The following is a 24727-nucleotide window of genomic DNA, read 5'->3' on the forward strand; positions in this document are numbered from 1 at the left end:
ATGCACCTCCACTTCCACGACAGCGCCCGCCGCGAGAGGGTCGAGTTCCGCCCGATCGACCCGGAGCACATCCGCCTCTACGTCTGCGGCCCGACCGTCTATGACCTCGCGCATCTCGGCAATGCGCGCCCCGTCGTCGTCTTCGACGTGCTGGCCCGCCTGCTGCGCCGCGTCTATCCGCGCGTCACCTATGTCCGGAACATCACGGACGTGGATGACAAGATCAACGCTCGCTCCCGCGAGAGCGGCGAAAGCATCGCCGCCATCACTGCCCGCACGACCGCCGACTTCCACGCGGACATGCAGGCCCTGAACTGCCTGCCGCCCGACGTGGAGCCGCGCGCGACCGCCAGCATCCCCGAGATGATCGAGATCATCGGGAAGCTGATCGCCAACGGCAACGCCTACGAGGCGGAAGGGCACGTGCTCTTCTCCGTCGCTTCCTACCCCGAATACGGCCGCCTCTCCGGCCGCACGCCGGACGAGATGCTCGCCGGCGCCCGCATCGAGGTCGCGCCCTACAAGCGCGATCCCGGCGATTTCGTCCTCTGGAAGCCCAGCGACGCGGAAACACCGGGCTGGGACTCCCCCTGGGGCCGCGGCCGCCCGGGCTGGCACATCGAGTGCTCCGCCATGGCCTGGCGCAATCTTGGTGAGGAGATCGACATCCATGGCGGCGGCGCCGACCTGATCTTCCCCCACCACGAGAACGAGGTGGCGCAGTCCTGCTGCGCCTTCCCCGGCAGCCGCTTCGCGCATCTCTGGATGCACAACGGCATGCTGCTCGTGGACGGCGAGAAGATGTCGAAGTCCGTCGGCAATTTCCTGACGGTGCGGGGCATCCTCGCGCGCGGAGCCTGGGCCGGCGAAGCCTTCCGCCTGCTGCTGCTGAAGACCCATTACCGCGCCGCCCTGGACTACACCGCCGAGCGCCTGGACGAGGCCCGCGCCGAGCTGGACGACCACTACGCCCTCCTCGTCCGCAACCTGCCGAAGCCCGAGGCCGACGACGCGACGGTGGCCGACATGGTTGCCTGGGCGCTGGAACCCCTGGCCGACGACCTGAACACCCCCCTCGTCATCGCCCGCCTGCGCGACCTGCGCGCGCTGGAGAACGTGATGCAGGTCGGCGGCTCCATGGCCACGGTCCTCGCCCGCGCCGACCGCGGCTGGAACCCGAAGCCCGGCCAGGCCGGCGCCGCCCTGCGCGAGGCCGCCGCCGCCATCGGCCTGCTCCCCTCCCAGCCCAAGGCCTGGCGCCAGGGACGGACGACGAGCGGGGAAGGGCAGGATGACGCGGCGATCGAGGCCGCCATCCAGGCCCGCCTGGACGCCCGCGCCCGCAAGGACTGGGCGGAGGCGGACCGCATCCGCGCCGACCTCGCCGACCGCGGCATCGTGCTGGAGGACGGGAAGGGCGCGACCACGTGGCGCCGGGCATAGGCCTGCGCCGCGCGACCGCGGCCGACCTCCCCTATGTCATGGCCGTGGAGGCGACCCCCGGCCACGACGCCTTCATCAATCACCAGAGCCGGGAGGAGCACGAGGCCCAGCTCGCCTCCCCCGCCTTCGCCTACTTCGTGGCCGAGGCAGGTGGCGCGCAGGTCGGTTTCGCGATCCTCTCGGAGATGACGGAGGCGCGCGGGAACCGCTGCCTCAAGCGCCTCGCCCTGGCGCGGCCCGGCGGCGGCCTCGGCCGGCCCCTCTTCCGCGTCATCACCGACTGGGCCTTCGCCAACACGCCCGCGCACCGCTTCTGGCTGCACGCCCTGCACACCAATGCCCGCGCCATCCACCTCTACGCGTCCGAGGGCTTCACCGAGGAGGGTCGCCTGCGCGAGGCCCGCCCGCGCGAGGATGGCACCCGCGCGGACCTCGTCGTCATGTCGATGCTGCGCCCGGAATGGCAGGCGCGCCGCACCGGGCCCGGCTGATTCCCGCAAAGGGCAGGGCAGGGGCACCGCCATTCCCCTTGCCCAACCCGGCCCGCAGCGGCATCCCCCCGATATGACCGGCAAAGAGGGCGGCGCCGCCCTGACACCCCCGCCCAGCGAGAGCCCCATCGTGGTCCTCGTCCGCCCGCAGATGGCGCAGAACATCGGCACCGTGGCCCGCGCCATGGCAAATGGCGGCCTCTTCCACTTACGAATCGTGGCCCCGCGCGACGGCTGGCCGCAGGAGGTCGCCTGGCGCGCCGCATCCGGCGCGGACCGCATCCTGGACGCCGCCACGATCCATGAGACGGTGGACGATGCCGTGGCGGACTGCCATCGCGTCTTCGCAACCTGCCCCCGCCCGCGCCACATCATCATTCCCGTGCGCACGGCCCGCAGCGCCGCGGAGGACCTGCGCGCCATCAACGCGGAGGGGAAGCGCGCCGCCATCCTCTTCGGGCCGGAGCGCGCGGGGCTGGAGAACGAGGACATGGCCCGCGCCGATACTCTTGTCCGCTACCCCCTCAACCCCGTGCATATGAGCCTGAATCTCGCCCAGGCCGTGATGATCCTCTCCTACGAGTGGTGGATGGCCGAGGAGCCCACCCCGCCCCGCGCCCTGATGACGAACGAGACCCGCGTCGCCACCAAGGGCGAGCTGGAGGGCTTCCTGGGCCGCCTGACCCGCGAACTGGACGCCTGCGGCTTCCTCGACAACATCCCCAAGCGCCCGGGCATGGTCCGCAACATCCGCCACCTCTTCGAGCGCGGGGAGGTGACGGAGCAGGAGCTTCGCACCCTGCACGGCGTGGTGACGGAACTCTCCCGTGGCCGCGTCGCCCGCGGCGGCCCGGCCGCGCCGGAGCCGCCGTCAATGCCCACGGTGGATCCGCAGATCGACGGCTAGGCGCTGGACAGCGGCGCGCCCTGCCGCCAGCCTGCCGCGTCCCCGAAGGCGCCGATGGATTTCTCCGACCTGCCTGCCGCCGGCACCATGGCCGTCACGGTCGTCATCGCGGCCGTCGCGGGGCTGGCGCGCGGCTTCTCCGGCTTCGGCGCCGCCCTCATCTTCATCCCGCTCGCCAGCGCCACTCTCGGGCCCCGTATCGCCGTGCCGCTCCTCCTGGTGGTGGACACGGTCACCGCCTTTCCTCTCATCCCCGCCGCCTGGCGCGGGGCGGAGCGGCGGGAGGTCGGCTCCCTCCTTCTCGGCGCCCTGGCGGGAACCCCGGCCGGCACCTGGCTCCTCCTGCACCTGGATCCCACCGCGCTCCGCTGGGGCATGTGCGCCCTTGCGCTGGCCATGCTCGCCCTGCTCGCCTCGGGATGGCGCTATCACGGCCGCCCGGCGCTGCCTCTCTCCATCGGCGTCGGCGCCGCCTCCGGCATCCTTTCCGGCGCGGCCCAGATGGGCGGACCGCCCGTGGTCGCCTATTGGCTCGGCGGCGCCATTCCTGCCGCGCGGGTGCGGGCCAACATCGTCCTTTTCTTCGCCGCCTCCGGCCTCATCAGCGCCGCGGTCTACCTCGCCGGAGGCCTTCTCACGGCAGAGGTCCTGCTCCTCTCCGCCCTCGTCGCCCCCGGCTACGCCCTCGGCCTCTGGTGCGGCGCCCGCCTCTTCGGCCGGGCCAGCGAGAAGGCCTTCCGCCACGCCTGCTTCGCCCTCATCGCCCTCGCCGCGATCCTCGGCCTGCCGCTCCGGGGCTGACTACTCCCGCGCGATCCCCAGATCGCGCAGCACCTGCCGGTTGCTCTCGCTTTCCGCCGCGAAGCGCGTCCGGAACTCCGCGCCCTCAAGGTAACTCGGCACGGAGTTCAGCCGCCCGGCCGCCGTCGCGAAGCTCTCGCTGCCCACGGCCTCCTTGCAGGCACGCTGGATCGCCTCAGCGATGGAATCCGGCAGCCCCGCCGGCGCTACCAGCCCGCCCGCCGAGCTGCCGACGATCGGGTACCCCGCCTCCGTCATCGTCGGCGCCTCCGGCAGCGCCGCGATCCGCCCGGCGCTGAACACCCCGGCCACCGGCAGCCCGGAGGAGACGGGGATGGAGGGGCTTTCCACGAACCCCATGATCTGCCCGCCCATCGCCGCCTGCGCCATCGGCCCCGCCCCGGTGAAGGGCACGTGCAGCGCCTCCACCCCCGCGGCCCGCAGCAGTCGCGCGATCAGGATGTGCTGCGTGCTGCCCTGCCCGGGCGAGCCATAGACCAGCGCCTCCTTCCCGCGCCGCCCATAGGCCACCATCCCCGCGATGTCGCGGAACGGTGCGTCCTTCGCCAGGATCAGCACCTGCGGGTTGTCGTAGACGAGGCAGAGATAGCGGAAGCTGTCCAGCGAGTAGCTCAGCGGCACCAGGTGCGGCTGCGCGGTCAGCGGCGTGTTGGGGGAGAGCCCGATCGTGTATCCGTCCGGCCGCGCCCGTGCGATCTCCGCATCGCCGATCGAGCCGGATGCGCCGCCGCGATTCACGATCACCACGCTCTGCCCCAGCGCGCGGGAGAGGGCGGGCTGCAGGGCGCGGGCCATCAGGTCCGTGTTCCCGCCGGGCGGATAGGGCACGATCAGCTGCACGGGGCGGGATGGATAGCTCTCCTGCGCCTCCGCCATCACCGGCACCGCCAGCGCCATCAGCGCCCCCGCGCACCACCGCCTCGCGAGCGCCCAGGCCGTAACGGACATCGGATTCCCTCCCGTGATTGCGCGGAAGCCTATCGGCGCGGGTGCGATGGCTCAATCGCGGCTCGGTTGGCCTTTCCGCCCTGGGCCTGCCACTCTCCCCGCCATGGAAACGACAGGACAGGGCGTGGCAGGCCAGGGGGCAGGGCAAGGGGGCGCGGACCGCCGCCCTATCGCCGCCCGCGACACGGGCTTCGCCAATCGCTTCGCGGGCTGGCTGATCGCCCGCCGCGCCTCGCCCAACGGCATCTCGGGTGCCGGCATGGTGGCGGGGATTCTCGCCGGCCTTGCCCTGGCCGGCACGGCCTGGTGGCCGGAAGCCGCCCGCCCCCTCTGGATTCTCGGCGCCCTCTTCGTCCAGCTCCGCCTTCTCGCGAACCTGATGGACGGCATGGTCGCCATCGGCCGCGGCGTAGCCTCCCCGGTGGGTGAGCTGTGGAACGAGATCCCCGACCGCGTCTCCGACACTGCCACCCTGCTCGGCCTCGGCGTGGCGGCGGGCAGTCCGGCCTGGGGACTTGCCACCGCGCTCGCGGCCATGGCCACCGCCTATGTCCGCGCCACCGGCAAGGCCGCCGGGACGCCCAGCGACTTCCGCGGCCCCATGGCGAAGCAGCAGCGCATGGCGCTCGTCACCGTCCTCGCCGTGTTCTGCGCCGTCACACCGGTCGCCTGGAACGCCCCGCTGCCCTTCTGGGCCCTCGTCATCATCACCGTGCTCGCCTCCGTGACGGCGCTGCGCCGCCTCCACGGCATCGCCGGAAAGCTTCGCGCCCGATGATCCCGAATCCCGAAGGCGGCGTCTTCGCCCACCCCGTCACCACCGGCATCATCGTCGCCACCCTCGCGGTCCTGGCGGTCTCCGGCCTCGCCATCCTCTGGCTCTCGAAATCCGGCCGCGCGAAGCCGGAATTCCGGCGGGAGCTCTGGCTGCGCTGGGCCTCCTGGTGCGTGCTGCTCCCGCTGATGCTCGGCCCCGTCCTGCTCGGCCGCGCCTGGACCATCGGCGCCGTCACGGTCCTCTCCCTGCTTTGCTACCGGGAATACGCGCGCGCCACCGGCCTGTTCCGGGAACGCGTGCTCAGCGCCACGGTGGTCATCGGCATCCTCGCCGTGAACTTCGCGGCGCTGGACCACTGGTACGGCTTCTTCGTCGCCCTCTGGCCCCTCATGGCCTGCCTGCTGGCCGTGGCGACCATCCCGCTGGACCGCCCGGCCGGCTACATCCAGCGCGTCGCCCTCGCCATCCTCGCCTTCATGCTCTTCGGGGCGGGCCTGTCCCATCTCGGCTACATGGCGAACGACCCGGGCTACCGCCCGCTCGTCCTGCTGCTCCTCACCGCCGTCGCGCTGAACGATGTGGCCGCCTTCACGTCAGGCAAGCTCATCGGCGGCGCGAAGCTCGTGCCGGCCACCAGCCCGAACAAGACCGTCTCCGGCTCCCTCGGCGCCGTGATCGTCACGACAACCCTCGTGGCCTTCGTCGGCGGCGCCATCTTCCGCGGCACGCCGCTCGCCAACCCCGTCTGGCTCGTCGCCATGGGGGCGCTGGTCAGCATCGCCGGCCAGATGGGCGACCTCCTCCTCTCCTCCATCAAGCGCGACCTCGGCATCAAGGATATGGGCACCGTCCTGCCCGGCCATGGCGGCGTGCTGGATCGCTTCAACTCCCTCCTCCTCGTTGCCCCCGCGATTTTCCACCTCGTCGGCTATTTCGTGGGCTTCGGCCTCGCCGTGCCCGCGCGCGTCATCACGGGACCATGATGGACGACTGGAACCTTCGCCCTGCCCGAGACCTCGGCCTTTCCCCGGCCGATCGCCTGAAGAGCCTTTCGCGCGAACAGGGCCTCGTCGGCCTTGCCCTCAACGCCGCCTGGCGCCGAAGCGTGCGCGGCTACCTCGCCGCCGCCCACCGCTTCCGCGTCATGGGGCGGGAGAACCTGCCGGCCGAGCCGCCCTTCGTCCTCGTCGCCAACCACGCCAGCCACCTGGATGCCCTGGCCCTGGCCGCCGCCCTGCGCGGCCCCGCCGCCCGCCGCGCCCATGCCATGGCCGCCGGTGATCTCTTCTTCGCCGGGCCAGCCGTCTCGGCCTTCGCCGCCTACGCCATCAACGCCCTGCCGGTGTGGCGCGGCCGCTCCCGCCGCGGTGACCTCGACACCATGCGCGCGCGGCTGGTCGAGGATCGCCTCGCCTACATTCTCTTTCCCGAGGGAACCCGCAGCCGCGACGGCGCCATGGCCCCATTCCAGCCCGGCCTTGGCATGCTCGTCGCCGGAACCGACATCCCCGTCGTGCCCTGCTGGCTGGAGGGTGCACGGGACGCCTGGCCCGCCCAGTCCGCCACCCCGCGCCCCTTCTGCCCCCTCTCCCTCACCATCGGCCCGCCGCACCGGTTCCCTGATGCGGCGAACGACAAGGCCGGCTGGCAATCCGTCGCCACCACCATGCAGGCCGCCGTCCGTCGCCTCGCGCCCTGAAGGCCCGCTCAGGCCCGTGCCGCCTCGTCCAGCCGCGCGGAAAGGCTGGGCCGCGCGTTCAGCAGGACCGGATCGAACCCAGCCTTCCTCTTGTAGCCGCGCGAGATCTCCTCCAACTCCGAGAAGGGCAGCACCGCCTCGCGCCCGCCAACGGCCTCGAAGCCATCCGGTGCCCGCTGCTCCGCCAAGTCCAGGACCAGGTCCGGCCCCTGTCCCCGCGCCGCCTGCACCAGCGCCGAGGTCGCCGGCCGCCGTGCCGCCTCGTAGGCCCGCAGCCCCGCCAAAGCATCGCCCTCCACCGCCAGGTGATAGGCCAGCGTCCGCGCATCCAGCACGCCCTGCGACGCCCCGTTGGACCCGATCGGGTACATCGGGTGCGCCGCATCCCCCAGCAGCGTCACCCGCCCGCGCGTCCATTCCGGCAGGGGATCGCGGTCCACCATCGGAAACTCGTAGACCTCCTCCGTCGCCCGGATCAGCGAGGGCACGGACAGCCACGGCCACTCCCACCCCTCGAAATCCGGCAGGAAGTCCTCGATCCGCCCGGCACGGTTCCAGTCCTCCCGTGCCCAGTGCATGTCGGCCGGCATCCGCTTCTCGGCGATCCAGTTGATCAGCGCCGGGCGATCCGCCGTCGCCTCCCGGATGGGGTAGCAGACGAACTTCAGGTCGTTCGTCCCCGCCTGCACCATGGTGCGGCCCGTGAGATAGCCCGGGTGTTCGGACACGGCCCGCCACATCAGGTTCGCATTCCAGCGCGGCGCCCCCTCATGCGGGTGCCAGGCCGCGCGGATGGCGCTGTGGATGCCGTCCGCGGCCACCACCACGTCCCCGCGCGCGGCGCCGCCGCCGTCCAGCCGCAGCGTCGCGCCATCGCCATCCGATTCCGCCCCGACCCCGCGCGAGCCGAGATGGATCGCATCCCCAAGCCGCTCCCGCGCCGCCTCCAGCAGAAGCATGAACAGCACGCCGCGATGAATGCTCACCTGCGGCCAGCGGTAGCCCGCCGCCAGCCCGCGATCCTCACGCCAAACCTCCTCGCCGCGCTTCGTGGCGTAGAGCAGCTCCCGCGTCGGCACGCCCGCGGCCAGCACGCGCTCGCCCAGCCCCAGTTCCGTCAGTTCGCGCACGGCATGAGGCAGCAGGTTGATGCCGACGCCGAGCGCCCGCGGCGCCGCCACCGCCTCGTGCACCTCGACCCCGATACCCGCCTGGTGCAGGGCCATCGCGAGCGTGAGCCCGCCGATTCCGCCGCCGGAAATGACAACGTGCATTGGCCGTTCCTCCTCTTGCCGGGCAGGATGGCAGTCCGAGAGGAAAGGTTCAACGATTGAACGATCTGGATGACGAAATCCCGGAACCCGCCGATTTTGGCCCGCTGTCCGGCACCGTCTCCTACGGCATCAAGCGCGCCTACCTCCGCGTGATCCGCGATCTGGAGGCGTCGCTATCCCCGCTCGGCTTCACGCCGCCGCTGCTCGCCGCCCTGTCCATCGTCGCCGCCACCCCTGGGATCGCGCCCGCCCGGCTGGCCGCCGCCATGGGCCATGGCCGTTCGCGCGCCGCGCCGCTGCTGGACCACCTGGAAGGACAGGGCCTTTTGGAACGCCGCGCCGGGCCGGACCGCCGCAGCATCGGCCTCCACGCCACCGCCCAGGGCCGCACGGCCCTGCGCCGCCTCAAGCCGGTGGTCGCCGAGCACGAGGCCCGCATCACCGCCAGTCTTTCTCCCGCGGAGGCCGGGGCTCTGCCCGTTCTGCTGGAGCGCCTAGCGCCGGACAACTGGGCGGGCCGCGAATCCTCTTAAGGGTGTCCTGCCGCCCTCGGCGGGCCTAGCCTCCGCCATCCGCCCAGCAAGGGCGGAACGGAGGAAATCAGTGAACACCCCCCATCACGGCCGGCGAACCGTCCTCGCCGGCGCAGCCGCCCTTTCCGCCGCCGCCATCGCGCGCCCCGCCCTGGCCCAGCAACCCGTCCCCTTCTCGGTCGGCACGGAAGCCCCGCGGTTCCGCGCCCCGCCGAACGCCTGCGACTGCCACTTCCACATCTACGACAACCGCACCCCGCCCGCCCCCGGCGGCCTCGCCGCGCCCGACGCCTCGCCGGACGACTACCGCAAACTCCAGCAGCGCATCGGCACCACGCGCGGCGTCGTCATCCAGCCCTCGCTCTACGGCACGGACAACACGCCCACGCTGCGGGGCATGGCCGCCCTGGGCCCCAACTTCCGCGGCGTCGCCGTGGTGAACACCTCCGTCACCGATGCCGAGCTGCAGCGCCTGCACGCCGCCGGCATCCGCGGCATCCGCTTCAACCTCGCCCAGTTCGGCGCCACCACGCTGGAGATGCTGGAACCCCTCTCGCAGCGCGTGGACGCCCTGGGCTGGCACTGCCAGATCAACATGCCCGGCGAGAAGATCGTGGAGGCCGGCGACACCTTCCGCCGCGTCCGCGGCAAGCTCGTCTTCGATCACCTCGCCCATTGCCCGCAGCCCGCGGGCGTAGAGAGCGAAACCTTCAAGGTGATCCGCGCCCTCATCGACAAGGGCAACACCTGGGTGAAGCTGTCCGGCGCCTATGCCGACACAAAGTCCGGCCCGCCCGCCTACGCGGATTCCAGCGCCGTTGCCCGCGCCTTCGCCGCCGCCGCGCCCCAGCGCATGGTCTGGGGCAGCGACTGGCCCCACCCGACCGAGGCGATGGACAAGAAGCCCGACGACGCCGTGCTCTTCGACCTCCTCACGAACTGGGTGCCGGACGAGGCCGCGCGCAAGCGCATCCTCGTGGACAACCCTGCCGAGCTCTACGACTTCCCGAAGAGCTGAGCCGGGGAAGGGGAGGGGGCGTGGCCCCCTTCCCACCCGTTGACCGCAACAATCCCGCCATGCACGAGATCGCCGCAGACACGCCGCCGCCCCTGTCGGGCAGGACAAGGCGAGAGACGGGACAGGAAACCTCCATGACGCCTTCCGGCATCGGCCGCCGCGCCGCGCTCGCACTCCTGCCGGCGCCCCTCCTTCTGACCCGCGCCCGCGCCGCCCTGCCGGACCGCCCGCTCCGCCTCGTCCTCGGCTTCCCGCCCGGCAGCGGCCCGGACGTGGTGGGCCGCATTCTGGCCGAGGGCCTTCGCGAGGCCGTTCCCGCCGGCGTGGTGGTGGACAACAAGCCGGGCGCCGCCGGCGCCATCGCCGCGCAGGAGGTCGCCCGCGCCGCCCCGGCGGACGGCACCGCCCTGCTCTTCGGGGAGGTCGGCCAGCTCGCCATGGCCCCCAGCACCTATGCCCGCCTGCCCTATGACCCCGCGCGGGACTTCGCGCCCGTCGCCCAGGTCGCGGCCGCCGACTTCGCCTTCGTCGTCCCCACCACCGTCGCCGCCAACAACCTCGCGGACTACGTCACCTGGGCGAAAGCCGCGCCGCAGGTCTTCATGGGCACCTTCGGCGCCGGCACCCCCGGCCATTTCGGCGCCGCCATCCTGGCGAACGAGGCCGGCTTCCCGATCGAGGCCGTCCATTTCCGCGCCACCGGCGACGCGATGACGGCCATCCTCAACGGCAATGTCCAGGGCATGTTCGGCACCGTCGCCCTCGTCGCCCCGCATGTGAAGGCCGGCAAGCTGAAGGCCCTGGCCGTCACCGGCCCTGCCCGTTCCCCCCTGTTGCCGGAGGTGCCCACCACCACGGAACTTGGCCGCCCGTCGCTGGCCTTTGACGCATGGTTCGGCCTCGTCGCCCCCGCCGCGACGCCTGCCCCCACCCTGTCCTCGCTCGACGAGGCCGTGGGCCGCGCCCTGGCCGCCCCGGCGCTGCGGAGCAAGATGGAGGAGGCCGGTTTCCGCGCCGCCCCCCGGAACCGCGAGGCCTTCGGCGCCCATATGCGCGCCGAGACCACCCGCTGGGCCGATGTGGTCAAGAAGACCGGCTTCCGCGCGATCGAGTAGATCCCACCACTGACGTCAGGCACCACGGGAGGACTCAAACTTGGCGCTTCGCGGCTGGGCGAGCCTCGCGTGGCAGTCCGATTACGGCCAGTTCTACCTTGTTGACCCCGGGGATTCCGCCTTCCGCCCACCGGAAGAGATCACGCCGGAGATGATGAACCGGAGCCTCTTCGTCCCTGCCAACGGCCTCGTCGTCTACACCGAGGGGTGCCTGCAGCAGCGCATCGACATTGCCATCCACGACACGGAGCCGGACCACCCCACGGCCGAGCCGATGGGCGGCAATCCCTGGGCCCGGGTGGGGACCGTCGGCCTCCTCTTCCCGTCGCGCCGCTTCGCGCTCTCCAGCCCGTCAAGCCCGTCCCCGCTGCCTTGCGGTCCCTTCTTCCTCCTGGATTCCGCGACCGTCATGGCACGGATCAGCTGGATGGAATTCCAGGGCAGCCGGGACGACAGCGTTCCCGTGGAGCCGGACGTCATCGCCATCGCGCTCTGGCCGGCCTGAACCTCGGCGCCAGCGTGCCTAGACGGCGTAGACCCGGATCCGCACGCTCTCCGGCCGCCGCTCCCCGAAGCCGACGAACAGGCTGCGCCCCAGCCAGGCATGCTGCCCCGCCGCCGTCTCGAACACCGGGTTGGTGCGGAAATATACCCGCTCCGGCAGCACCGGTTCCCCGCGCATCAGCCGCGCCATGTCCTCCGGCGCGGCCGTTCGCAGACCCCGGTTCACGACATAGACCAGCGCGCCGTCCGAGAGCCGCAGCGAGTAGCGCGCCTCGATCTCCGCCACCCCGTCCGGCCGGATCAGCTGGAAGTCCGCCCCACCGGGCAGGATCTCCCCCTCCATCCGGGGCCCGAAGACCCGCCCGCCATGGATCGGGATGATCCGCCGTTCCCCCAGCGGCGTGGCACCGACCAGGACGGGCGGCCCCACTGCCACGTCCAGCTCCCCGACGAACTCCCCCAGCGCCTCGGCCATCGTCCCGCCCTTCAGATCCGCTTCTCGGCGTCCAGCCGCTTCACGAGCTTCTTGGCCAGGATCTTCCCGATCCACCCCGCCAAGGGTGCGGCCGGGATCACCAGCACCCAGCCGGCATGCGCGCCCTGCGTCACCATGCCCAGACCCAGGGCGAGCATCAGCCCGCCCACCAGCGCCCCCATCACCCCGGCGGTGAGCCCAAGGACGAGGATGTCTTCGCGGATTCCCATCCGCGCCCGTTACGGACCCCCCCTGGGTTTGACAAGGCTTGGTTTGACAAGCGCCCCCCAATCCCCTATCGGCCGCCGCTCTTCCCGGGAACGTGGACGTGCCCAGGGGCCTTTGGCCTCCTGCCCGGCGCGCGCCCGCCCCGGCCCCGCAGTTCCGCGGGCGCCGAGGGACTACCGGGACAACACCACGGGCAACGAGCTGAACAGCCGCCAGCCCGGACTGCGATGAAGGAGCCGGCGCATGACCAAGCGCGCGGAAAGCAAGTACAAGATCAACCGCCGCCTCGGCGTGAACCTCTGGGGCCGCGCGAAGTCCCCGATCGCCAAGCGCGAGTACGGCCCCGGCCAGCACGGCCAGCGCCGCAAGAACAAGCCGACCGACTTCGGCATCCAGCTGATGGCGAAGCAGAAGCTGAAGGGCTACTACGGCAACATCGGCGAGAAGCAGTTCCGCAAGTACTACGACGAGGCCGTGCGCCGTAAGGGCGACACCTCGGAGAACCTGATCGAGCTGCTGGAGCGCCGCCTGGACTGCGTGGTGTACCGCATGAAGTTCGTGGTCACGCCCTTCGCCGCCCGCCAGTTCGTCAACCACGGCCATGTCACCGTGAACGGCCAGCGCGTGAACATCTCCTCCTACCTCGTGAAGGACGGCGACGTCATCGAGGTGAAGGAGAAGTCGAAGGGCCTCACCGCCGTGCTCGACGCTGCCCAGTCCGGCGAGCGCGACGTGCCGGAATACATCCAGGTGGACCACCGCCAGATGAAGGGCTCCTTCGTCCGCGCCCCGAAGCTGTCCGACGTGCCCTATCCCGTGCAGATGGAACCGAACCTCGTCGTCGAGTTCTACTCGCGCTGATCAAACCCAGCCCTTAGGTTGGCGTTGCCCGGACGGCCGGAGGGGATCACCCTCCGGCCGTCTCTGTTTCCGGGGATCGCCGACCATGCCGCAGGACCAGCTCCGCCGCCTCCTCTGCCTCATCCTGCCCTGGGTGCAGATCGCCACCGCCTTCCTTCCGGCCCTCGGCCTCGGCACCTCCATGGCCGTCGTCTCCGCCGCCGCCCGTACGCCCGTCGTGCCCGCCGGCTACGCCTTCTCCATCTGGAGCATCATCTTCGCCCTCGCGGCCGCCTACGGCATCTGGCAGTTCCTGCCCGCCAACCGCGATAGTGCCCTGGCCCGTCGCACCGGCTGGCCGCTGGCCGGGGCCTTTGCCCTCAACACGCTCTGGCAGGTCACCTCCCAGCTCACCGGCTCCGTCGGCTTCGGGCTCTTCCTTATCATCCTCGCCAGCCTTGCCTGCGCGCTCTGGGCCCTCTTCGTCGCCCGCAGCACGCCGGAGGCCGGCCTCGGCGCCCGCTGGATCGTCGCCCCGCTCACCGGTCTCCTCGCGGGCTGGCTCACCGCCGCCAGCTTCGTGAACCTCTCCTCCGCCGCCCGCTTCGCGAATGTCCTGCCGGAACACGGGATCGCGGCGACGCTCGCCGCCGTCATCATTCTCCTCGCCGCCGGGGGTGCGGCGGCCGCCCTCGTCTGGCTGCTGCGGCGGGATTCCACCTGGTTTGCCGCCGCCATTCTCTGGGCCTTCGTCGGCGTCGTCGCCGCCAACCTCGGCGTCAACCAGGTGAACATTCCCGCCGCCCTCGCCGCCGCCGTGATGCTGGCCCTCGTCTTCGCAGTCACCTGGCAGCGCCGCCGGGTGGCCCCGCTGCCGGCCTGAAGCTGAAAGTCACTGGTCCGGGCAGTCACCCCGGCGGCTGCTCGCGGCCTGTGCAGCGCGCCGGTTCGGCCCTTTCATTAACCGCCCGCAGCGTGTTGACGGCACCCGTCCGCGCTTCGCACGCTTCCCTCACGAATCAGGGAAGGCAATAACCATGTTGAGACGCGCAATCCTGGCGACGATGACCGCCGCCGCCGCCCTTCTCGGGGCCCAGCGCGCCGCCGAGGCCGGCCCTCAGTACGATGCCATTAAGGCCCGCGGCACGCTGAACTGCGGGATCCACACGGGCATCGCGGGTTTCGCGTTGCCGGATTCCCGCGGCGTCTGGCAGGGCTTCGACGTCGATTTCTGCCGCGGCCTCGCCGTCGCGCTCTTCAACGACCCCAACAAGGTCCGTTACACCCCGCTCTCCTCTTCCACCCGCTTCACCGCCCTCTCCTCGGGCGAGGTCGACGTGCTGTTCCGCACGAGCACGGGGACGATGCTGCGCGATGTTGGCCTCGGCATCCGCTACGTCTCGACGGCCTTCTACGACGGGCACGGCTTCATGGTCCGCGCCAGCGCGAACATCGCCAAGGCCAGCGAGATGGGCGGCGCCACGATCTGTCTCATCCAGGGCACGACGAACGAGGGGATCACCGCGGACTACTTCCGCTCCAACAATCTCTCCTTCACTCCCGTCCTCTTCGCCCGCACCGATCAGGCGGCCGAAGCCCTGCAAGCGAATCGCTGCGACGCCTTCGGCACCGATGCCTCCCAGCTCGCCGCCATCCGCTCCTCCATGCCGAACCCGAGCGAGTGGAAGATCCTCGACGAGCGCTTCTCCAAGGAGCCCTACGGCCCCTATGTCCGCCGCGGCGACGACGAGTGGTACGACGTGGTCCGCTGGTACGTGAACGCCGTGATCCAGTCGGAGGAGAGCGGCGTCACCAGGACGAACGTGGACGAGGTGAAGCGCACCACCACCAACCCCGACACGCGCCGCCTGCTCGGCGTTACGCCGGAACTCGGCCAGGCGCTGAAGCTGGACCCGAACTGGGTGGTGAACATCGTCAAGGCTGTCGGCAACTACGGCGAGATCTACGAGCGCCACATGGGCCCGCGCACTCCCGTCGGCCTCGCCCGCGGCGCCAACGAACTTTGGACGCGCGGCGGGCTGCTCTACGCGCTTCCCATGCGCTGACGGGGCCGGCCTAGAGCCGCAGCCCCATGCGCCGGATCATGGCGGACTCATCCTCCACGGTCCGGCGCACGAAGTTCGTGTACTCCTCCGGCCCCATCGGCATCGCCGGCATGTCGTACCGGTCCAGCACCGCCGCATGGGCCGGATCGGCCACCGCCGCCCGGAACGCCGCGTCCAGCGCGCGCACCACGCCGGCATCCATTCCCTTCGGCCCCGCCACGCCGTAGGGCGAGGTGGACACGATATCCATCCCCAGTTCCTTCAGCGTCGGCACGGCGGGAAAGCGCTTCGCCCGGTCCGGTCCCCAGGTGACCAGAAGGCGGAGCCGCCCCTCCTCCACGAGCGGTCCCCATCCGGAGCTGTCCGCCGTGGCGTGGATCTGCCCGCCCAGCAGCGCCTGCATGTTCTCCGCCACGCCGCGGAAGGGGACATGGACGTAGGTGATGTCCCGCAACCCCGCGATCTGCTCCATCGTGATGTGCAGCGAGGTGCCGACACCCGGCGTGCCGTAGTTGAACTTCCCCGGATTGGCCTTCGCATCCGCCAGAAAGGCCGGGAAGTCCGCCCAGGGCGCGTCCGCCTTCACCACCACGCCGAAAAGATAGCCCGTGAGGTGACTGACGTAGGTGAAGTCGGCCAGCGGGTCGAAGGGTGGGCGCTGGCTCATGTAGGGGACGCGAAAGACGCTGATCGGTATCTGCGCCAGCGTGTAGCCGTCCGGCCTCTCGCTCAGCAGTGCCTGCGCGCCGAGGATGCCGCCCGCACCCGCCTTGTTCTCCACCACCACGGGCTGGCCGAGCCGCTTGCCCGCGGCATCGCAGAAGGCCCGCATCTGAACGTCCGTCGTGCCGCCGGGCGCCCAGGGCACGAGCATCCGGATCGCCTTGTCCGGGAAGCCCCGCTGCGCGAGGGCGGGTCGGGCCAGCGCGACGGCACCCAGGCCGAGGGCCTGGCGGCGGGTGAAAGGCATGGGATTTTTCCCGTTTCGTTTCCTCCCTGTGAGTATCGGCGGTGTTTCGAGCCGAGGGGAAGCGGAATCGCCTCTCACGCCCGCCGGCGCAGCCTGGGCAGCACCAGCAGCGCCACCAGCACGACCTGACCGGCCGTCAGCAGCTGGGGCAGGAGCCAGCTTCCGGTCGCGCTGACCAGGGCGGCGAAGATGGTGGGCGGGATGAGGTAGCCGAGGAAGGACAGAGTCGAGGATCCTGCCGTGGCCTCCGCGATCCGGCCCGGCGGGGCGAGGCGGGCGACCTCGGACTGGTAGATCCCGTTCCAGCTCGCCGCCAGCGATCCTGCGAGGGCACCGAGGATGAGGGTGGGCCAGAACCCCATTGGCGGCAGCAGCACGAAGAGGGCGACCAGCACGGCCGCGCCCAGGCCTTGCCCGACGAGGTTCATGGGCCCGTTCGCCATGCGGTCCGCCACCCAGCCGAGGACGATGCGTGCGATGATGCCGCCCCCCTGCATGGCGGCGAAGACCGCGCCCGCTTGGGTCAGGCTCAGCCCGCGCGTCGTGGTCAGCCAGGTGACGGCGAAGGTGGTGAGGCAGCCCTGGAGCGTGGCGAGGGAGCAGGCGAGCACCGTCAGCGGCGGCAGGAGAGGATGAAGGCCAAGCGCGGTGAAGGGGCCGGTGACGTTGCGTCGGGAGAGGAGGGCGAGGGGATGGATAGGGCGATCCGGCTCCCGCTCCACGTCCAGCATGGGGCGGCTGCGCTGGATGAGGGCGGCGGAGACGAGGGCGATGGCGATGGCGAGGCCCAGGCCGAAGGGCCAGCCGGCGGAGGCGGCCACGGGCGCGATCACCAGCCCCGCGACCACGCCGCCCAGCGGGGCGCCGGCCTGCTTGATGGAGAAGATGAGGGTGCGGTGCCTAGGCGGGGCGGTTGCGGCCAGGATGCGGCTGCCGGCGGGCGGCGTGGGGCCGTAGCCGACGCCGATGAGGAGGGCGGCGACGGCAAGGGCGAAGGTGTTGCCGAGGGCCGCGACCGCCATGCCGCCCGCCGCGATCGCTGCCCCCGCCTGGAGGGTGCGGACTGGGCCGAGCCGGGCGAGCACGGGCATGCCGACGAGGAGGAAGAGGAGGGTGCCGGTGGTGGACAGGGCCGCAAGATGGCCGGCGGCCTCCGGCGGGAGGCCGGCGCTGCCCGTGAGGAGGGGGGCGAGCACCGGGACGCACTGGTTCAGGAAGGCCGCCACCGTCTGCATCAGCAGGGTGACGGCGAGGGCGATCTTCCAGGAGGCGCCGGCGAGGCCTTTCGGACCTTCGCCGGGAGAAAGGGGCCCGGGGGCCTGCGGAAAGGCGGGGCCGCCGTCCCTCACGCTGCCCGGGCTCTCCGGTTCAGGCGGCCTGGGTGTGGGGGATGCCGTTCTCGGTGAGGAGGGTGCCGAGCTCGCCGCTCTGGAACATCTCGGTGACGATGTCGCAGCCGCCGACGAACTCGCCCTTCACGTAGAGCTGGGGAATGGTCGGCCAGTTGGAGAAGGCCTTGATGCCCTCGCGCACTTCCGGATCGGCGAGGACGTTCACGCCGTGGAAGGGGACGCCCATGTGGGACAGGATCTGCACCACGCGGGCGGAGAAGCCGCATTGCGGGAAGACCGGGGTGCCCTTCATGAAGAGGGTGACCGGGTTGGCTTCGATCTCGCCCTTGATCTGGGCGAAGGCGGGGTTGTCGGACATGGGGTCTCTTTCACTCCGTTCTCTTATTCGGGGGTGGAGGTCTGGAGGGCGAGGGCGTGGAGTTCGCCGCCCATGCGGCCCTGCAGGGCCGCATAGACGATCTGATGCTGCTTCACGCGGGGGATGCCGCGGAAGGATTCCGAGATGACGGTGGCGGCGTAATGGTCGCCGTCGCCGGCCAGGTCCTCGATCGTGACCTTGGCGTCGGGAAGTGCGGCGCGGATCAGGGCCTCGATCTCGGCGGCGGGCATGGCCATCGTCGTCGTCCTCCTCAGGCGTCCGACATGAGGGCGGGGAGGGTGCCCTCATGCGCGGTGCGCAGCTCATCCAGGGATATGGCGGGGTGGCCGGGCAGCGCCAAGGCCCCGGTGGTACCGGCGAGCTGGGCGATGCGCATGGCGGGGATGCCGGCCGCCTTGGCCGCGGCGAGCAGGGCGGGGGCGTCCGGGGTGGCGCAGACGTAGCGGGCCTGATCCTCGCCGAACCAGAAGGCGTGGGCGGGGATGCCGGGGGGCGGGGCCTCGATCACCATGCCGCAGTTGGCGGCCAGGGCCATCTCGGCGAGGGCGACGAGGAGGCCGCCGTCGGCGCAGTCGTGGCAGGCGCCGATGGCGCCGGAGAGGATGCGGGCGCGGACGAAGTCGCCGTGGCGGCGCTCGGCGGCGAGGTCGACGGGCGGGGGGGCGCCTTCCTCACGGCCGGCGATCTCGCGCAGCCAGAGGGACTGGCCGAGATGGCCCTTCGTCTCGCCGATGAGGACGAGTTCGCGGCCGGAGCGGGGGGCGATGCCGACGGCCTTGGAGGCGTCCTCGATCACGCCGACGCCGCCGATGGCGGGGGTGGGCAGGATGGCCTGCGGGTGCTCGACGCCACGGGTCTCGTTGTAGAGGGAGACGTTGCCGGAGACGACGGGGTAGTCCAGCGCCTCGCACGCGGCCTTCATGCCGCGGATGCAGGCGGCGAACTGGCCCATGATCTCCGGGCGCTCGGGGTTACCGAAGTTCATGTTGTCGGTGATGGCGAGGGGGGTGGCGCCTGTCGCGGTGATGTTGCGCCAGGTCTCCACCACCGCCTGGGCGCCGCCGGTCTCCGGGTCTGCGAAGCAGTAGCGGGGGGTGACGTCGGTGGTCATGGCCAGGGCCTTGCGGCTGTCCTCCAGCCTGACGATGGCGGCGTCGGCCTGGCCGGGGCGGCGGACGGTCTGGCCGTTCACGGTGCTGTCGTACTGGTCCCAGATCCAGCGGCGGGAGCAGAGGTCGGGGCTGGCGATGAGGGTCTTCAGCGCGGCGGGGATGGTGGTGGGGTTGGGGATGCTGGCCGGGTCGAGCAGGGGCTGCTTCGGGGTTTCGACCGTGGGGCGGCGGTAGAGGGGGGCCTGGGATTCGAGGGGGGCGAGGGGGATGTCCGCCTCAAGCACGCCGTTGTGGCGGAGGGTGATGCGGCCGGTGTCGGTGAGGTGGCCGATGACGGCGAAGTCCAGTTCCCACTTGCGGAAGATGGCTTCGGCCACGTGCTCCTCGCCGGGCTTGAGGACCATGAGCATCCGCTCCTGGCTCTCGCTCAGCATCATCTCGTAGGCGGACATCCCTTCCTCGCGCTGGGGGACGTTCTCCATGACGAGCTCGATTCCAACGCCGCCCTTGCCGGCCATTTCCACGCTGCTGCTGGTGAGGCCGGCGGCGCCCATGTCCTGGATGGCGACGATGGCGTCGGTCTCCATCAGTTCCAGGCAGGCCTCGATGAGAAGCTTCTCGGCGAAGGGGTCGCCGATCTGGACGGTGGGGCGCTTCTCCTCCGCGTCCTCGGAGAATTCGGCGCTGGCCATGGTGGCGCCGTGGATGCCGTCCCGGCCGGTCTTGCTGCCGACATAGACGACGGGGTTGCCGATGCCGGCGGCGGCGCTGAGGAAGATGCGGTCCTGGCGGGCGATGCCGACCGTCATCGCGTTCACCAGGGGGTTGCCGTTGTAGGCGGGGTGGAAGTTCACCTCTCCGCCCACCGTGGGGACGCCGACGCAGTTGCCGTAGCCGCCGATGCCGCGGACGACGCCATCCAGGATGCGCTTCGTGTTGGGGTTGTCCACGGCGCCGAAGCGCAGCGCGTTGAGGTTGGCGATGGGGCGGGCGCCCATGGTGAAGACATCGCGGAGGATGCCGCCGACGCCGGTGGCGGCGCCCTGGTAGGGCTCGATGAAGCTGGGGTGGTTGTGGCTCTCCATCTTGAAGATGGCGGCCAGGCCATCGCCGATGTCGATCACGCCGGCATTCTCACCCGGGCCGTGGATGACCCAGGGGGCCTTGGTGGGGAGTTCCTTCAGCCAGACGCGGCTGGATTTGTAGGAGCAGTGCTCGCTCCACATCACCGAGAAGATGCCGAGTTCGGTGAGACTGGGGTTGCGGCCGAGGATGGCCAGCACGTTGTCGAACTCATCGCCCTTCAGGCCGAAATCCTTGGCGAGGCCGCGGGCCTTCGCTTCATCCAGGAGGTTGGCGGGGGTTTCGGGGGCGTTCGGCATTTGCGGGTTTTGGGGAGAGGGGGGGCGCTTGTCGAGGGGCCTTTCCGGGGTGGGGGTGGGCGGTTGTTGCATGGGTGGGGCCATCAGGGGCGCGCGGGTGGGGCGGGACAACGCTTCGCGTTGCCCTGGTGGGGCCTCGGCAATGCCGTTGGGCGATGACGCTTTGCGTCCCGCGCTGAGACGATGCTTTGCATCGCTCAGGACCAAGCCAAGCGGACGGTGCGGGGGATGCGGCGGCGGCCCTCGGCGGCCTTGAAGAGGTATTTCAGGCTTTTCAGGCGGGTTTTCAGGGCGGCGAGGCCGGCGCGGGTTTTGGGCGCGGCGGTTGGGAGGGCGCGGGTGAGCATTTCGGACAAATCGGGATCGGGCAGGAGCCAGGGCGGGGCGGGGAGGGCGCTGCGGAGGCCGATTCGGCGGATGAGGACGAGGAAGGGCAGGCCGAGGAGGCGGTGGGCGCGGCGGCAGGCGCGGACGATGAGGTGTTCGATCCCGCGCAGGGGGTGGTTGGGGGCGGCATCGGCCAGGGCGATGAGAAGGCGTTCCCATAGGCCGGCGCGGGTGAGGCGGCGGTAGTGGCGGGCGACCGTGTCCGGAGTGCCGGCGCCGGGCGGGGCTTCGCGCCAGGGGGCGTGGGTGTTGGCGACGTGGAAGATGGCGTTCATGCGGGCGCGGAGGTCGGAAATGCGGCGGCCGGCGGGGGAACGGGGGAGGATGTAGGGGAGTAGGGCGTGGAACTGGAGGTCGGTGAGCGGGGACCAGGGGGCGGGGGTGGTCAGGCGAGGGGTGTGGGGGAGGGGCATAGCGGAACGTAGTAATATTTACCTATAAATGTCAAGGCTGGCGGGGGCTGCCGTCGTGGGACGACTGCAGGGAACCTTCCCGTGGCGAGCCTCCGCTGCTTGCCGGTCCCGCATCTTGGCTGGGCGCGCGAGCGGCAGGCAGATTCGGCACTCCACGCCCGGTGGCGGGAAGCTGAGCGAGACCTCGGCACCGGACTGATAGGGCAGGGCGCGTTCCAGCATCCGCGAGCCGAAGCCGCGCCGTTCCGGCGGCCGCACCGGCGGACCCCCGCGCTCGCGCCAGGAGATCACGACGGCAGGCGTCTCGGCCCCGGTTCGCGCCTCCAGTTCCCAGACCACCTCCACATGGCCATCCGGGGCCGAGAGCGCGCCGTATTTCGCGGCATTCGTCGCCAGCTCGTGCAGCGCCAGGTTGAGAATGACCGTGGTATCCGAGGAAAGCCGGACCGGCGGTCCTTCCGCCGAGTAGCGCACCGCCCCGGCGTTCCCGGCGTGAGGCTCGAGGGTCTCCGCGAGCACCTCGCCCAGCAGGGCTCCCTTCCAGCCGGACCGCACCAGCATGTCGTGCGCACGCCCCAGCGCCTTGAGCCGCTCGACCAGGGTTGCCTGCAAGGTGGCCGATATCTCTGTCTCGCGCAGGGTCTGGGCTGCGACTGACTGCACCGAGGCCAGCGTGTTCTTGACCCGGTGGAGCAGCTCGTCAGTGAGCAGCACGCGGCGCTGCTCCTCAAGGCGGCGTTCCGTGTGGTCGCGCAGGATCTTCAGGAAGCCCTGCAGGCCGCCATCCCGATCCAGCAGCGGCATCAGAACGCCGGCGGCCCAGAAGCGGGATTCATCGGCCCGCATATGCCAGCGCTCGTCCACGGCGCGGCCGTCCTCCACCGCCCGGCTCATCTCGACTTCGGGCTGCCTCTCGGCGCGCTCCTCCGGCGTGAAGATGACGGCGGCGGGCTGCCCGAGGATCTCGTCCTCCGCATAGCCGAAGATGCGCTGCGCGCCGGGGTTCCAGGTCGTGACACGCCCCTGGGTATCGAGGGTGAAGATCGCGTATTCGGTCGCGCTCTCGAAGATGAGCTGCAGGTGCTGCTCATCCCGGCGCAGGGCCTCATTGGCGATGCCCAGCTCGGCGGTGCGTTCCGCGAGGCTGTCATCGAGCGTGCTGTTCCGGCCGGAGAGCTCGGCATTGGCTGCCTCCAGGCCTCTGGTCAGGATGTGGGCCTCCGCGAGCGACAGCCGCAGCTCGTCCCCGGCAGTCGTCAGCTCCTTCTCATGGGTGCGGGATCGCGCCTCGGCTTCGGCGTGCGCCTGACGCAGTGCGTCCATCCCCTCGCGGTGGGAGGCGGCATCGGCCCGGAGTGCCCGGTTCTCGGCCGCCAGCGCGTCGCGCTCCTTGGACACGGAGGCGGGGTGTTCGGCATCATGTCCGGGCAGGGGCGATGCCTCCTCGGATCTTCTGCCAGGCGGCATGGTTCCTCCTGCTGTGGCCGGGGCCAGCCTCGCCCGGAATGATCGCCCAACCCGAATGGACGTCCATCATTGGCTTGGGCATCGGTTGAGGATGGGCGAGTGCTGAATTCGGAGGTGCCGGATCAGGCTGCACGTTCGGGCTCTTGTAAGGCCGCCCACGATCTCCGCGCCATAATCCGGGATAATGCCCTCCGCCTGCCAGGTGCCTAGGGTGGCGAGGCCGGGCGATCGGAACGGCGAGACGGAGCCTGCCAGCGCTGATGCCGGTCCGCGATGCCCTGGAACGGGGCGAGCAGATCCGGATGCGTCCGGCCGTGTATCAGCGGCGCCCATGCTGATCGTTGCTGTCGATTCCACAGTCCATGAAGTACCGATGGAGGGGTAATATTACGCGGACATGATGTAGGGCGAGTAATCGTGCGTCGACTGCAGAAACCAGGTTATGGGACTTTGCGTTCTTCTTCGCAGAACAATGCAGCCGGAATGGCTGTGCGGAGGAGAGACCCGATGCTGCCCAAACTTGCTTTCCTTCCTCCGAGCCATCCCGGTGTTCTACTGGCGGAGTTCTTGCGGCAGGCCGATGTGTCGCGTGCGGATTTCGCCTGTGCGATCCGGGTCTGCCTCGTTCGCCTGGACCAGATCGTGGACGGGCAGCGGAGTGTGACGGCCGAAATGGCGCTTCGCCTCGCCAAGGCGACCGGCATCGGCGCGGAGACTTGGCTGGCGGCGCAGCAGCAATGGGACCTCTACGACACCGAGGACCTGATCTGCGACGAGCTGGCGAAGATCCAGCCGGTGTCCAGGGGGCGGGTGCGTCTTGCCGCGTGACGGGTGCGGGCGGGCGCACAAGCCCTGGGCCGTGAAGGGCCTGCCTTCGGGGAGGCGCCTGCACGGGTGATGGTCCGGCGCGTCCCGGTCCGTGTCATGCCCGTCGAGTCATGCCGCCGGAGTGATCTGTCGGAGTATCCTTCGACAATGCCTGCCCGCTGACTTCGTGACACCTCTCCGGACCGGCCGCCGCACTGAAGGGCGCTGATCAGGGAAACCATCCAACATGCGGGACGAATCCCTCCGTTTCCTGGCGGAGCTGATCAAGGCTCCGTCCCCGAGCGGGTATGAGGGCGAGGTGGCGCGGCTGTACCGGGACTATGCCCGGCCCTATGCCGACGACATCACCACGGACGTGCATGGCAATGTGACGGTGATCCTTAACCCCGATGCGCCGGTGAAGATCATGCTGGCCGGGCACATGGATGAGATCGGCTTCATCATCCACGACATCGGCGAGGAAGGGCTGCTCCACTTCATGGCGATCGGCGGGCACGACGCCTCCGTGCCGCTGGGGCAGACGGTGTGGGTGCATGGGAAGCGGCGCGTGGTGGGCGCGGTGGGGCGGAAGGCGATTCATTTGCTCGGGCCGGGGGAGATGAACGACAAGCCGAAGATGGGAGAGATGTGGATCGATATCGGCGCGACCTCTCGTGCCGAGGCGGAGGAGGTTGTGCGTCTCGGGGATATCGTGACCTTCCAGCGGGACTTTCAGCCGCTGCTGGGCGATCGCGCGGTGGCGCGGGCCTTCGACAACAAGGCGGGGCTGTTCGTGGTGGCGGAGGCGATCCGGCTGCTGAAGGAGGAGGGCGGGCTTTCGCCTGAGGTGGGCGTCTATGCGCTCGGCACCGTGCAGGAGGAGATTGGGTCCCGCGGGGCGGAGACGGCGGCGAACCAGTTGAAGCCGCTGACGGGGGTGGCGGTGGATATGGAGCACGCCATCGATTACCCGGGCGTGACGGCGGCGCAGTTCGGCAAGCTGGACATGGGGAAGGGGCCGAGCCTGCTGCGGGGGGCGAATGCCAATCCGAAGGTGTTCGAGCTGCTGTGCCGGGCGGGGGATGAGGAGGGGATTCCGTACCAGGTGCGGATTGCGCCGAGCAGCACGCCGACGGACGCCAACAAGATGCAGACCGCGGGGCACGGGATGGCCTCCGGGCTGGTGGGGGTTCCGCTGCGGTACATGCACACGCCTTGCGAGGTGGTGAGTCTCACGGATCTGGAGAACACGGCGCGGCTGCTGGCGGCCTATTGCCGGCGGGTGACGGCGGAGACGAACTTCGTTCCGTGGTGAGT

General features: G+C 70.7%; 27 protein-coding genes. 16 read left to right on the forward strand and 11 right to left on the reverse strand.

From position 1 onward, the window contains the following. The 4 genes from cysS to J5Y10_RS12570 all read left to right on the forward strand — a co-directional run bounded on the left by cysS (position 1) and on the right by J5Y10_RS12570 (position 3642). Positions 1 to 1443, forward strand: coding sequence for a cysteine--tRNA ligase (cysS, locus tag J5Y10_RS12555; protein ID WP_209374011.1), 1443 nt, complete (start codon positions 1 to 3; stop codon positions 1441 to 1443). Continuing rightward, a complete protein-coding gene (locus J5Y10_RS12560) occupies positions 1428 to 1934 on the forward strand; it encodes a GNAT family N-acetyltransferase (protein WP_209374013.1) in 507 nt (168 codons plus the stop codon). The genes cysS and J5Y10_RS12560 overlap by 16 nt, the downstream gene beginning before the upstream one ends. Positions 1935 to 2007: 73 nt before the next feature. Beyond that, positions 2008 to 2841, forward strand: a complete 834-nt coding sequence (locus J5Y10_RS12565) for an RNA methyltransferase (RefSeq protein WP_209374015.1) — start codon at positions 2008 to 2010, stop codon at positions 2839 to 2841. A gap of 54 nt (positions 2842 to 2895) precedes the next feature. Then, positions 2896 to 3642 (forward strand): sulfite exporter TauE/SafE family protein, encoded by a 747-nt coding sequence (locus J5Y10_RS12570; RefSeq protein ID WP_209374017.1) that lies wholly within the window; start codon positions 2896 to 2898, stop codon positions 3640 to 3642. On the opposite strand, the gene J5Y10_RS12575 is transcribed toward J5Y10_RS12570, so the two are convergent. Continuing rightward, positions 3643 to 4611 carry a Bug family tripartite tricarboxylate transporter substrate binding protein gene (locus tag J5Y10_RS12575; RefSeq protein WP_209374019.1) on the reverse strand — a complete coding sequence of 323 codons (969 nt, stop codon included), beginning with the start codon at positions 4609 to 4611 and terminating at the stop codon, positions 3643 to 3645. Positions 4612 to 4735: 124 nt separating this feature from the next. Between J5Y10_RS12575 and J5Y10_RS12580 the strand changes: the two genes are divergently transcribed. From J5Y10_RS12580 to J5Y10_RS12590, 3 genes are read left to right on the forward strand one after another with little or no spacing between them, the layout of a single operon-like run. Beyond that, complete coding sequence (locus J5Y10_RS12580; protein WP_245214623.1) at positions 4736 to 5389, forward strand: CDP-alcohol phosphatidyltransferase family protein; 654 nt, start codon at positions 4736 to 4738, stop codon at positions 5387 to 5389. Next, positions 5386 to 6372, forward strand: a complete 987-nt coding sequence (locus tag J5Y10_RS12585) for a phosphatidate cytidylyltransferase (RefSeq protein ID WP_209374024.1) — start codon at positions 5386 to 5388, stop codon at positions 6370 to 6372. The genes J5Y10_RS12580 and J5Y10_RS12585 overlap by 4 nt, the downstream gene beginning before the upstream one ends. Then, positions 6369 to 7088 carry a lysophospholipid acyltransferase family protein gene (locus tag J5Y10_RS12590; RefSeq protein WP_209374026.1) on the forward strand — a complete coding sequence of 240 codons (720 nt, stop codon included), beginning with the start codon at positions 6369 to 6371 and terminating at the stop codon, positions 7086 to 7088. The genes J5Y10_RS12585 and J5Y10_RS12590 overlap by 4 nt, the downstream gene beginning before the upstream one ends. A gap of 8 nt (positions 7089 to 7096) precedes the next feature. Here the strand turns inward: J5Y10_RS12590 and J5Y10_RS12595 are convergent, their stop codons facing one another. Next, the gene (locus J5Y10_RS12595) at positions 7097 to 8362 is read right to left on the reverse strand and encodes a flavin-dependent oxidoreductase (protein WP_209374028.1); all 1266 of its coding nucleotides are present in this window, start codon (positions 8360 to 8362) and stop codon (positions 7097 to 7099) included. A gap of 56 nt (positions 8363 to 8418) precedes the next feature. Between J5Y10_RS12595 and J5Y10_RS12600 the strand changes: the two genes are divergently transcribed. From J5Y10_RS12600 to J5Y10_RS12615, 4 genes are all read left to right on the forward strand, one after another. After that, positions 8419 to 8895, forward strand: a complete 477-nt coding sequence (locus J5Y10_RS12600) for a MarR family winged helix-turn-helix transcriptional regulator (protein ID WP_209374030.1) — start codon at positions 8419 to 8421, stop codon at positions 8893 to 8895. Positions 8896 to 8965: 70 nt separating this feature from the next. After that, a complete protein-coding gene (locus J5Y10_RS12605; protein WP_342452905.1) occupies positions 8966 to 9913 on the forward strand; it encodes an amidohydrolase family protein in 948 nt (315 codons plus the stop codon). A 134-nt stretch (positions 9914 to 10047) separates the two neighbouring features. Next, positions 10048 to 11028 (forward strand): Bug family tripartite tricarboxylate transporter substrate binding protein, encoded by a 981-nt coding sequence (locus J5Y10_RS12610; protein ID WP_209374032.1) that lies wholly within the window; start codon positions 10048 to 10050, stop codon positions 11026 to 11028. Between the two features lie 40 nt (positions 11029 to 11068). Beyond that, on the forward strand, positions 11069 to 11533 hold the full coding sequence (locus J5Y10_RS12615) for a hypothetical protein (RefSeq protein WP_209374033.1): 465 nt from the start codon (positions 11069 to 11071) through the stop codon (positions 11531 to 11533). An 18-nt stretch (positions 11534 to 11551) separates the two neighbouring features. Here the strand turns inward: J5Y10_RS12615 and J5Y10_RS12620 are convergent, their stop codons facing one another. Both J5Y10_RS12620 and J5Y10_RS12625 read right to left on the reverse strand, forming a co-directional pair. Next, entirely contained in the window at positions 11552 to 12007 is a 456-nt protein-coding gene (locus tag J5Y10_RS12620) for a DUF3237 domain-containing protein (protein WP_209374034.1), read from the reverse strand. A gap of 11 nt (positions 12008 to 12018) precedes the next feature. Then, positions 12019 to 12237, reverse strand: a complete 219-nt coding sequence (locus tag J5Y10_RS12625; RefSeq protein ID WP_209374035.1) for a hypothetical protein — start codon at positions 12235 to 12237, stop codon at positions 12019 to 12021. 241 nt (positions 12238 to 12478) lie between these two features. On the opposite strand from J5Y10_RS12625, the gene rpsD reads away from it, so the two are divergent. The 3 genes from rpsD (at position 12479) to J5Y10_RS12640 (ending at position 15141) form a co-directional block, all read left to right on the forward strand. Further along, the gene (gene rpsD / locus J5Y10_RS12630) at positions 12479 to 13096 is read left to right on the forward strand and encodes a 30S ribosomal protein S4 (protein ID WP_209374036.1); all 618 of its coding nucleotides are present in this window, start codon (positions 12479 to 12481) and stop codon (positions 13094 to 13096) included. A gap of 85 nt (positions 13097 to 13181) precedes the next feature. Further along, a complete protein-coding gene (locus tag J5Y10_RS12635; protein WP_209374037.1) occupies positions 13182 to 13958 on the forward strand; it encodes a TspO-related membrane protein in 777 nt (258 codons plus the stop codon). Between the two features lie 154 nt (positions 13959 to 14112). Further along, the gene (locus tag J5Y10_RS12640) at positions 14113 to 15141 is read left to right on the forward strand and encodes an amino acid ABC transporter substrate-binding protein (RefSeq protein ID WP_209374038.1); all 1029 of its coding nucleotides are present in this window, start codon (positions 14113 to 14115) and stop codon (positions 15139 to 15141) included. A gap of 10 nt (positions 15142 to 15151) precedes the next feature. On the opposite strand, the gene J5Y10_RS12645 is transcribed toward J5Y10_RS12640, so the two are convergent. The 7 genes from J5Y10_RS12645 to J5Y10_RS12675 all read right to left on the reverse strand — a co-directional run bounded on the left by J5Y10_RS12645 (position 15152) and on the right by J5Y10_RS12675 (position 22603). Continuing rightward, the gene (locus J5Y10_RS12645) at positions 15152 to 16111 is read right to left on the reverse strand and encodes a Bug family tripartite tricarboxylate transporter substrate binding protein (protein ID WP_209374039.1); all 960 of its coding nucleotides are present in this window, start codon (positions 16109 to 16111) and stop codon (positions 15152 to 15154) included. A 74-nt stretch (positions 16112 to 16185) separates the two neighbouring features. After that, a complete protein-coding gene (locus J5Y10_RS12650; RefSeq protein ID WP_209374041.1) occupies positions 16186 to 17460 on the reverse strand; it encodes an MFS transporter in 1275 nt (424 codons plus the stop codon). Between the two features lie 19 nt (positions 17461 to 17479). Further along, positions 17480 to 17821, reverse strand: a complete 342-nt coding sequence (grxD, locus tag J5Y10_RS12655) for a Grx4 family monothiol glutaredoxin (protein WP_209374042.1) — start codon at positions 17819 to 17821, stop codon at positions 17480 to 17482. A gap of 23 nt (positions 17822 to 17844) precedes the next feature. Then, positions 17845 to 18078 (reverse strand): BolA family protein, encoded by a 234-nt coding sequence (locus J5Y10_RS12660; RefSeq protein WP_209374043.1) that lies wholly within the window; start codon positions 18076 to 18078, stop codon positions 17845 to 17847. Between the two features lie 14 nt (positions 18079 to 18092). Continuing rightward, a complete protein-coding gene (gene purL / locus J5Y10_RS12665; protein WP_209374044.1) occupies positions 18093 to 20336 on the reverse strand; it encodes a phosphoribosylformylglycinamidine synthase subunit PurL in 2244 nt (747 codons plus the stop codon). Positions 20337 to 20533: 197 nt separating this feature from the next. After that, a complete protein-coding gene (locus J5Y10_RS12670; RefSeq protein ID WP_209374045.1) occupies positions 20534 to 21136 on the reverse strand; it encodes a transposase in 603 nt (200 codons plus the stop codon). A gap of 18 nt (positions 21137 to 21154) precedes the next feature. After that, entirely contained in the window at positions 21155 to 22603 is a 1449-nt protein-coding gene (locus J5Y10_RS12675; RefSeq protein ID WP_245214624.1) for a sensor histidine kinase, read from the reverse strand. A 507-nt stretch (positions 22604 to 23110) separates the two neighbouring features. Between J5Y10_RS12675 and J5Y10_RS12680 the strand changes: the two genes are divergently transcribed. Continuing rightward, complete coding sequence (locus tag J5Y10_RS12680; protein WP_209374046.1) at positions 23111 to 23431, forward strand: HigA family addiction module antitoxin; 321 nt, start codon at positions 23111 to 23113, stop codon at positions 23429 to 23431. 226 nt (positions 23432 to 23657) lie between these two features. Further along, a complete protein-coding gene (locus J5Y10_RS12685) occupies positions 23658 to 24725 on the forward strand; it encodes a M20/M25/M40 family metallo-hydrolase (protein ID WP_209374047.1) in 1068 nt (355 codons plus the stop codon). Positions 24726 to 24727: the final 2 nt, after the last annotated feature.

This window comes from Roseomonas indoligenes, from assembly GCF_017813365.1.
GTDB lineage: Bacteria > Pseudomonadota > Alphaproteobacteria > Acetobacterales > Acetobacteraceae > Roseomonas > Roseomonas indoligenes.

Excerpts from the sequence above, each read along its gene's own strand:
- J5Y10_RS12685 (WP_209374047.1), top strand. The coding sequence starts at position 23,658 with ATGCGGGACGAATCCCTCCGTTTCCTGGCGGAGCTGATCAAGGCTCCG.
- J5Y10_RS12610 (WP_209374032.1), top strand. The coding sequence starts at position 10,048 with ATGACGCCTTCCGGCATCGGCCGCCGCGCCGCGCTCGCACTCCTGCCG.
- J5Y10_RS12595 (WP_209374028.1), bottom strand. The coding sequence starts at position 8,362 with ATGCACGTTGTCATTTCCGGCGGCGGAATCGGCGGGCTCACGCTCGCG.
- J5Y10_RS12575 (WP_209374019.1), bottom strand. The coding sequence starts at position 4,611 with ATGTCCGTTACGGCCTGGGCGCTCGCGAGGCGGTGGTGCGCGGGGGCG.
- purL (WP_209374044.1), bottom strand. The coding sequence starts at position 20,336 with ATGCCGAACGCCCCCGAAACCCCCGCCAACCTCCTGGATGAAGCGAAG.
- J5Y10_RS12645 (WP_209374039.1), bottom strand. The coding sequence starts at position 16,111 with ATGCCTTTCACCCGCCGCCAGGCCCTCGGCCTGGGTGCCGTCGCGCTG.
- J5Y10_RS12635 (WP_209374037.1), top strand. The coding sequence starts at position 13,182 with ATGCCGCAGGACCAGCTCCGCCGCCTCCTCTGCCTCATCCTGCCCTGG.
- J5Y10_RS12620 (WP_209374034.1), bottom strand. The coding sequence starts at position 12,007 with ATGGCCGAGGCGCTGGGGGAGTTCGTCGGGGAGCTGGACGTGGCAGTG.
- J5Y10_RS12660 (WP_209374043.1), bottom strand. The coding sequence starts at position 18,078 with ATGGCCATGCCCGCCGCCGAGATCGAGGCCCTGATCCGCGCCGCACTT.
- J5Y10_RS12590 (WP_209374026.1), top strand. The coding sequence starts at position 6,369 with ATGATGGACGACTGGAACCTTCGCCCTGCCCGAGACCTCGGCCTTTCC.
- J5Y10_RS12570 (WP_209374017.1), top strand. The coding sequence starts at position 2,896 with ATGGATTTCTCCGACCTGCCTGCCGCCGGCACCATGGCCGTCACGGTC.
- J5Y10_RS12640 (WP_209374038.1), top strand. The coding sequence starts at position 14,113 with ATGTTGAGACGCGCAATCCTGGCGACGATGACCGCCGCCGCCGCCCTT.
- J5Y10_RS12565 (WP_209374015.1), top strand. The coding sequence starts at position 2,008 with ATGACCGGCAAAGAGGGCGGCGCCGCCCTGACACCCCCGCCCAGCGAG.
- rpsD (WP_209374036.1), top strand. The coding sequence starts at position 12,479 with ATGACCAAGCGCGCGGAAAGCAAGTACAAGATCAACCGCCGCCTCGGC.
- J5Y10_RS12680 (WP_209374046.1), top strand. The coding sequence starts at position 23,111 with ATGCTGCCCAAACTTGCTTTCCTTCCTCCGAGCCATCCCGGTGTTCTA.
- J5Y10_RS12670 (WP_209374045.1), bottom strand. The coding sequence starts at position 21,136 with ATGCCCCTCCCCCACACCCCTCGCCTGACCACCCCCGCCCCCTGGTCC.
- grxD (WP_209374042.1), bottom strand. The coding sequence starts at position 17,821 with ATGTCCGACAACCCCGCCTTCGCCCAGATCAAGGGCGAGATCGAAGCC.
- J5Y10_RS12625 (WP_209374035.1), bottom strand. The coding sequence starts at position 12,237 with ATGGGAATCCGCGAAGACATCCTCGTCCTTGGGCTCACCGCCGGGGTG.
- J5Y10_RS12675 (WP_245214624.1), bottom strand. The coding sequence starts at position 22,603 with ATGCCGCCTGGCAGAAGATCCGAGGAGGCATCGCCCCTGCCCGGACAT.
- J5Y10_RS12585 (WP_209374024.1), top strand. The coding sequence starts at position 5,386 with ATGATCCCGAATCCCGAAGGCGGCGTCTTCGCCCACCCCGTCACCACC.
- cysS (WP_209374011.1), top strand. The coding sequence starts at position 1 with ATGCACCTCCACTTCCACGACAGCGCCCGCCGCGAGAGGGTCGAGTTC.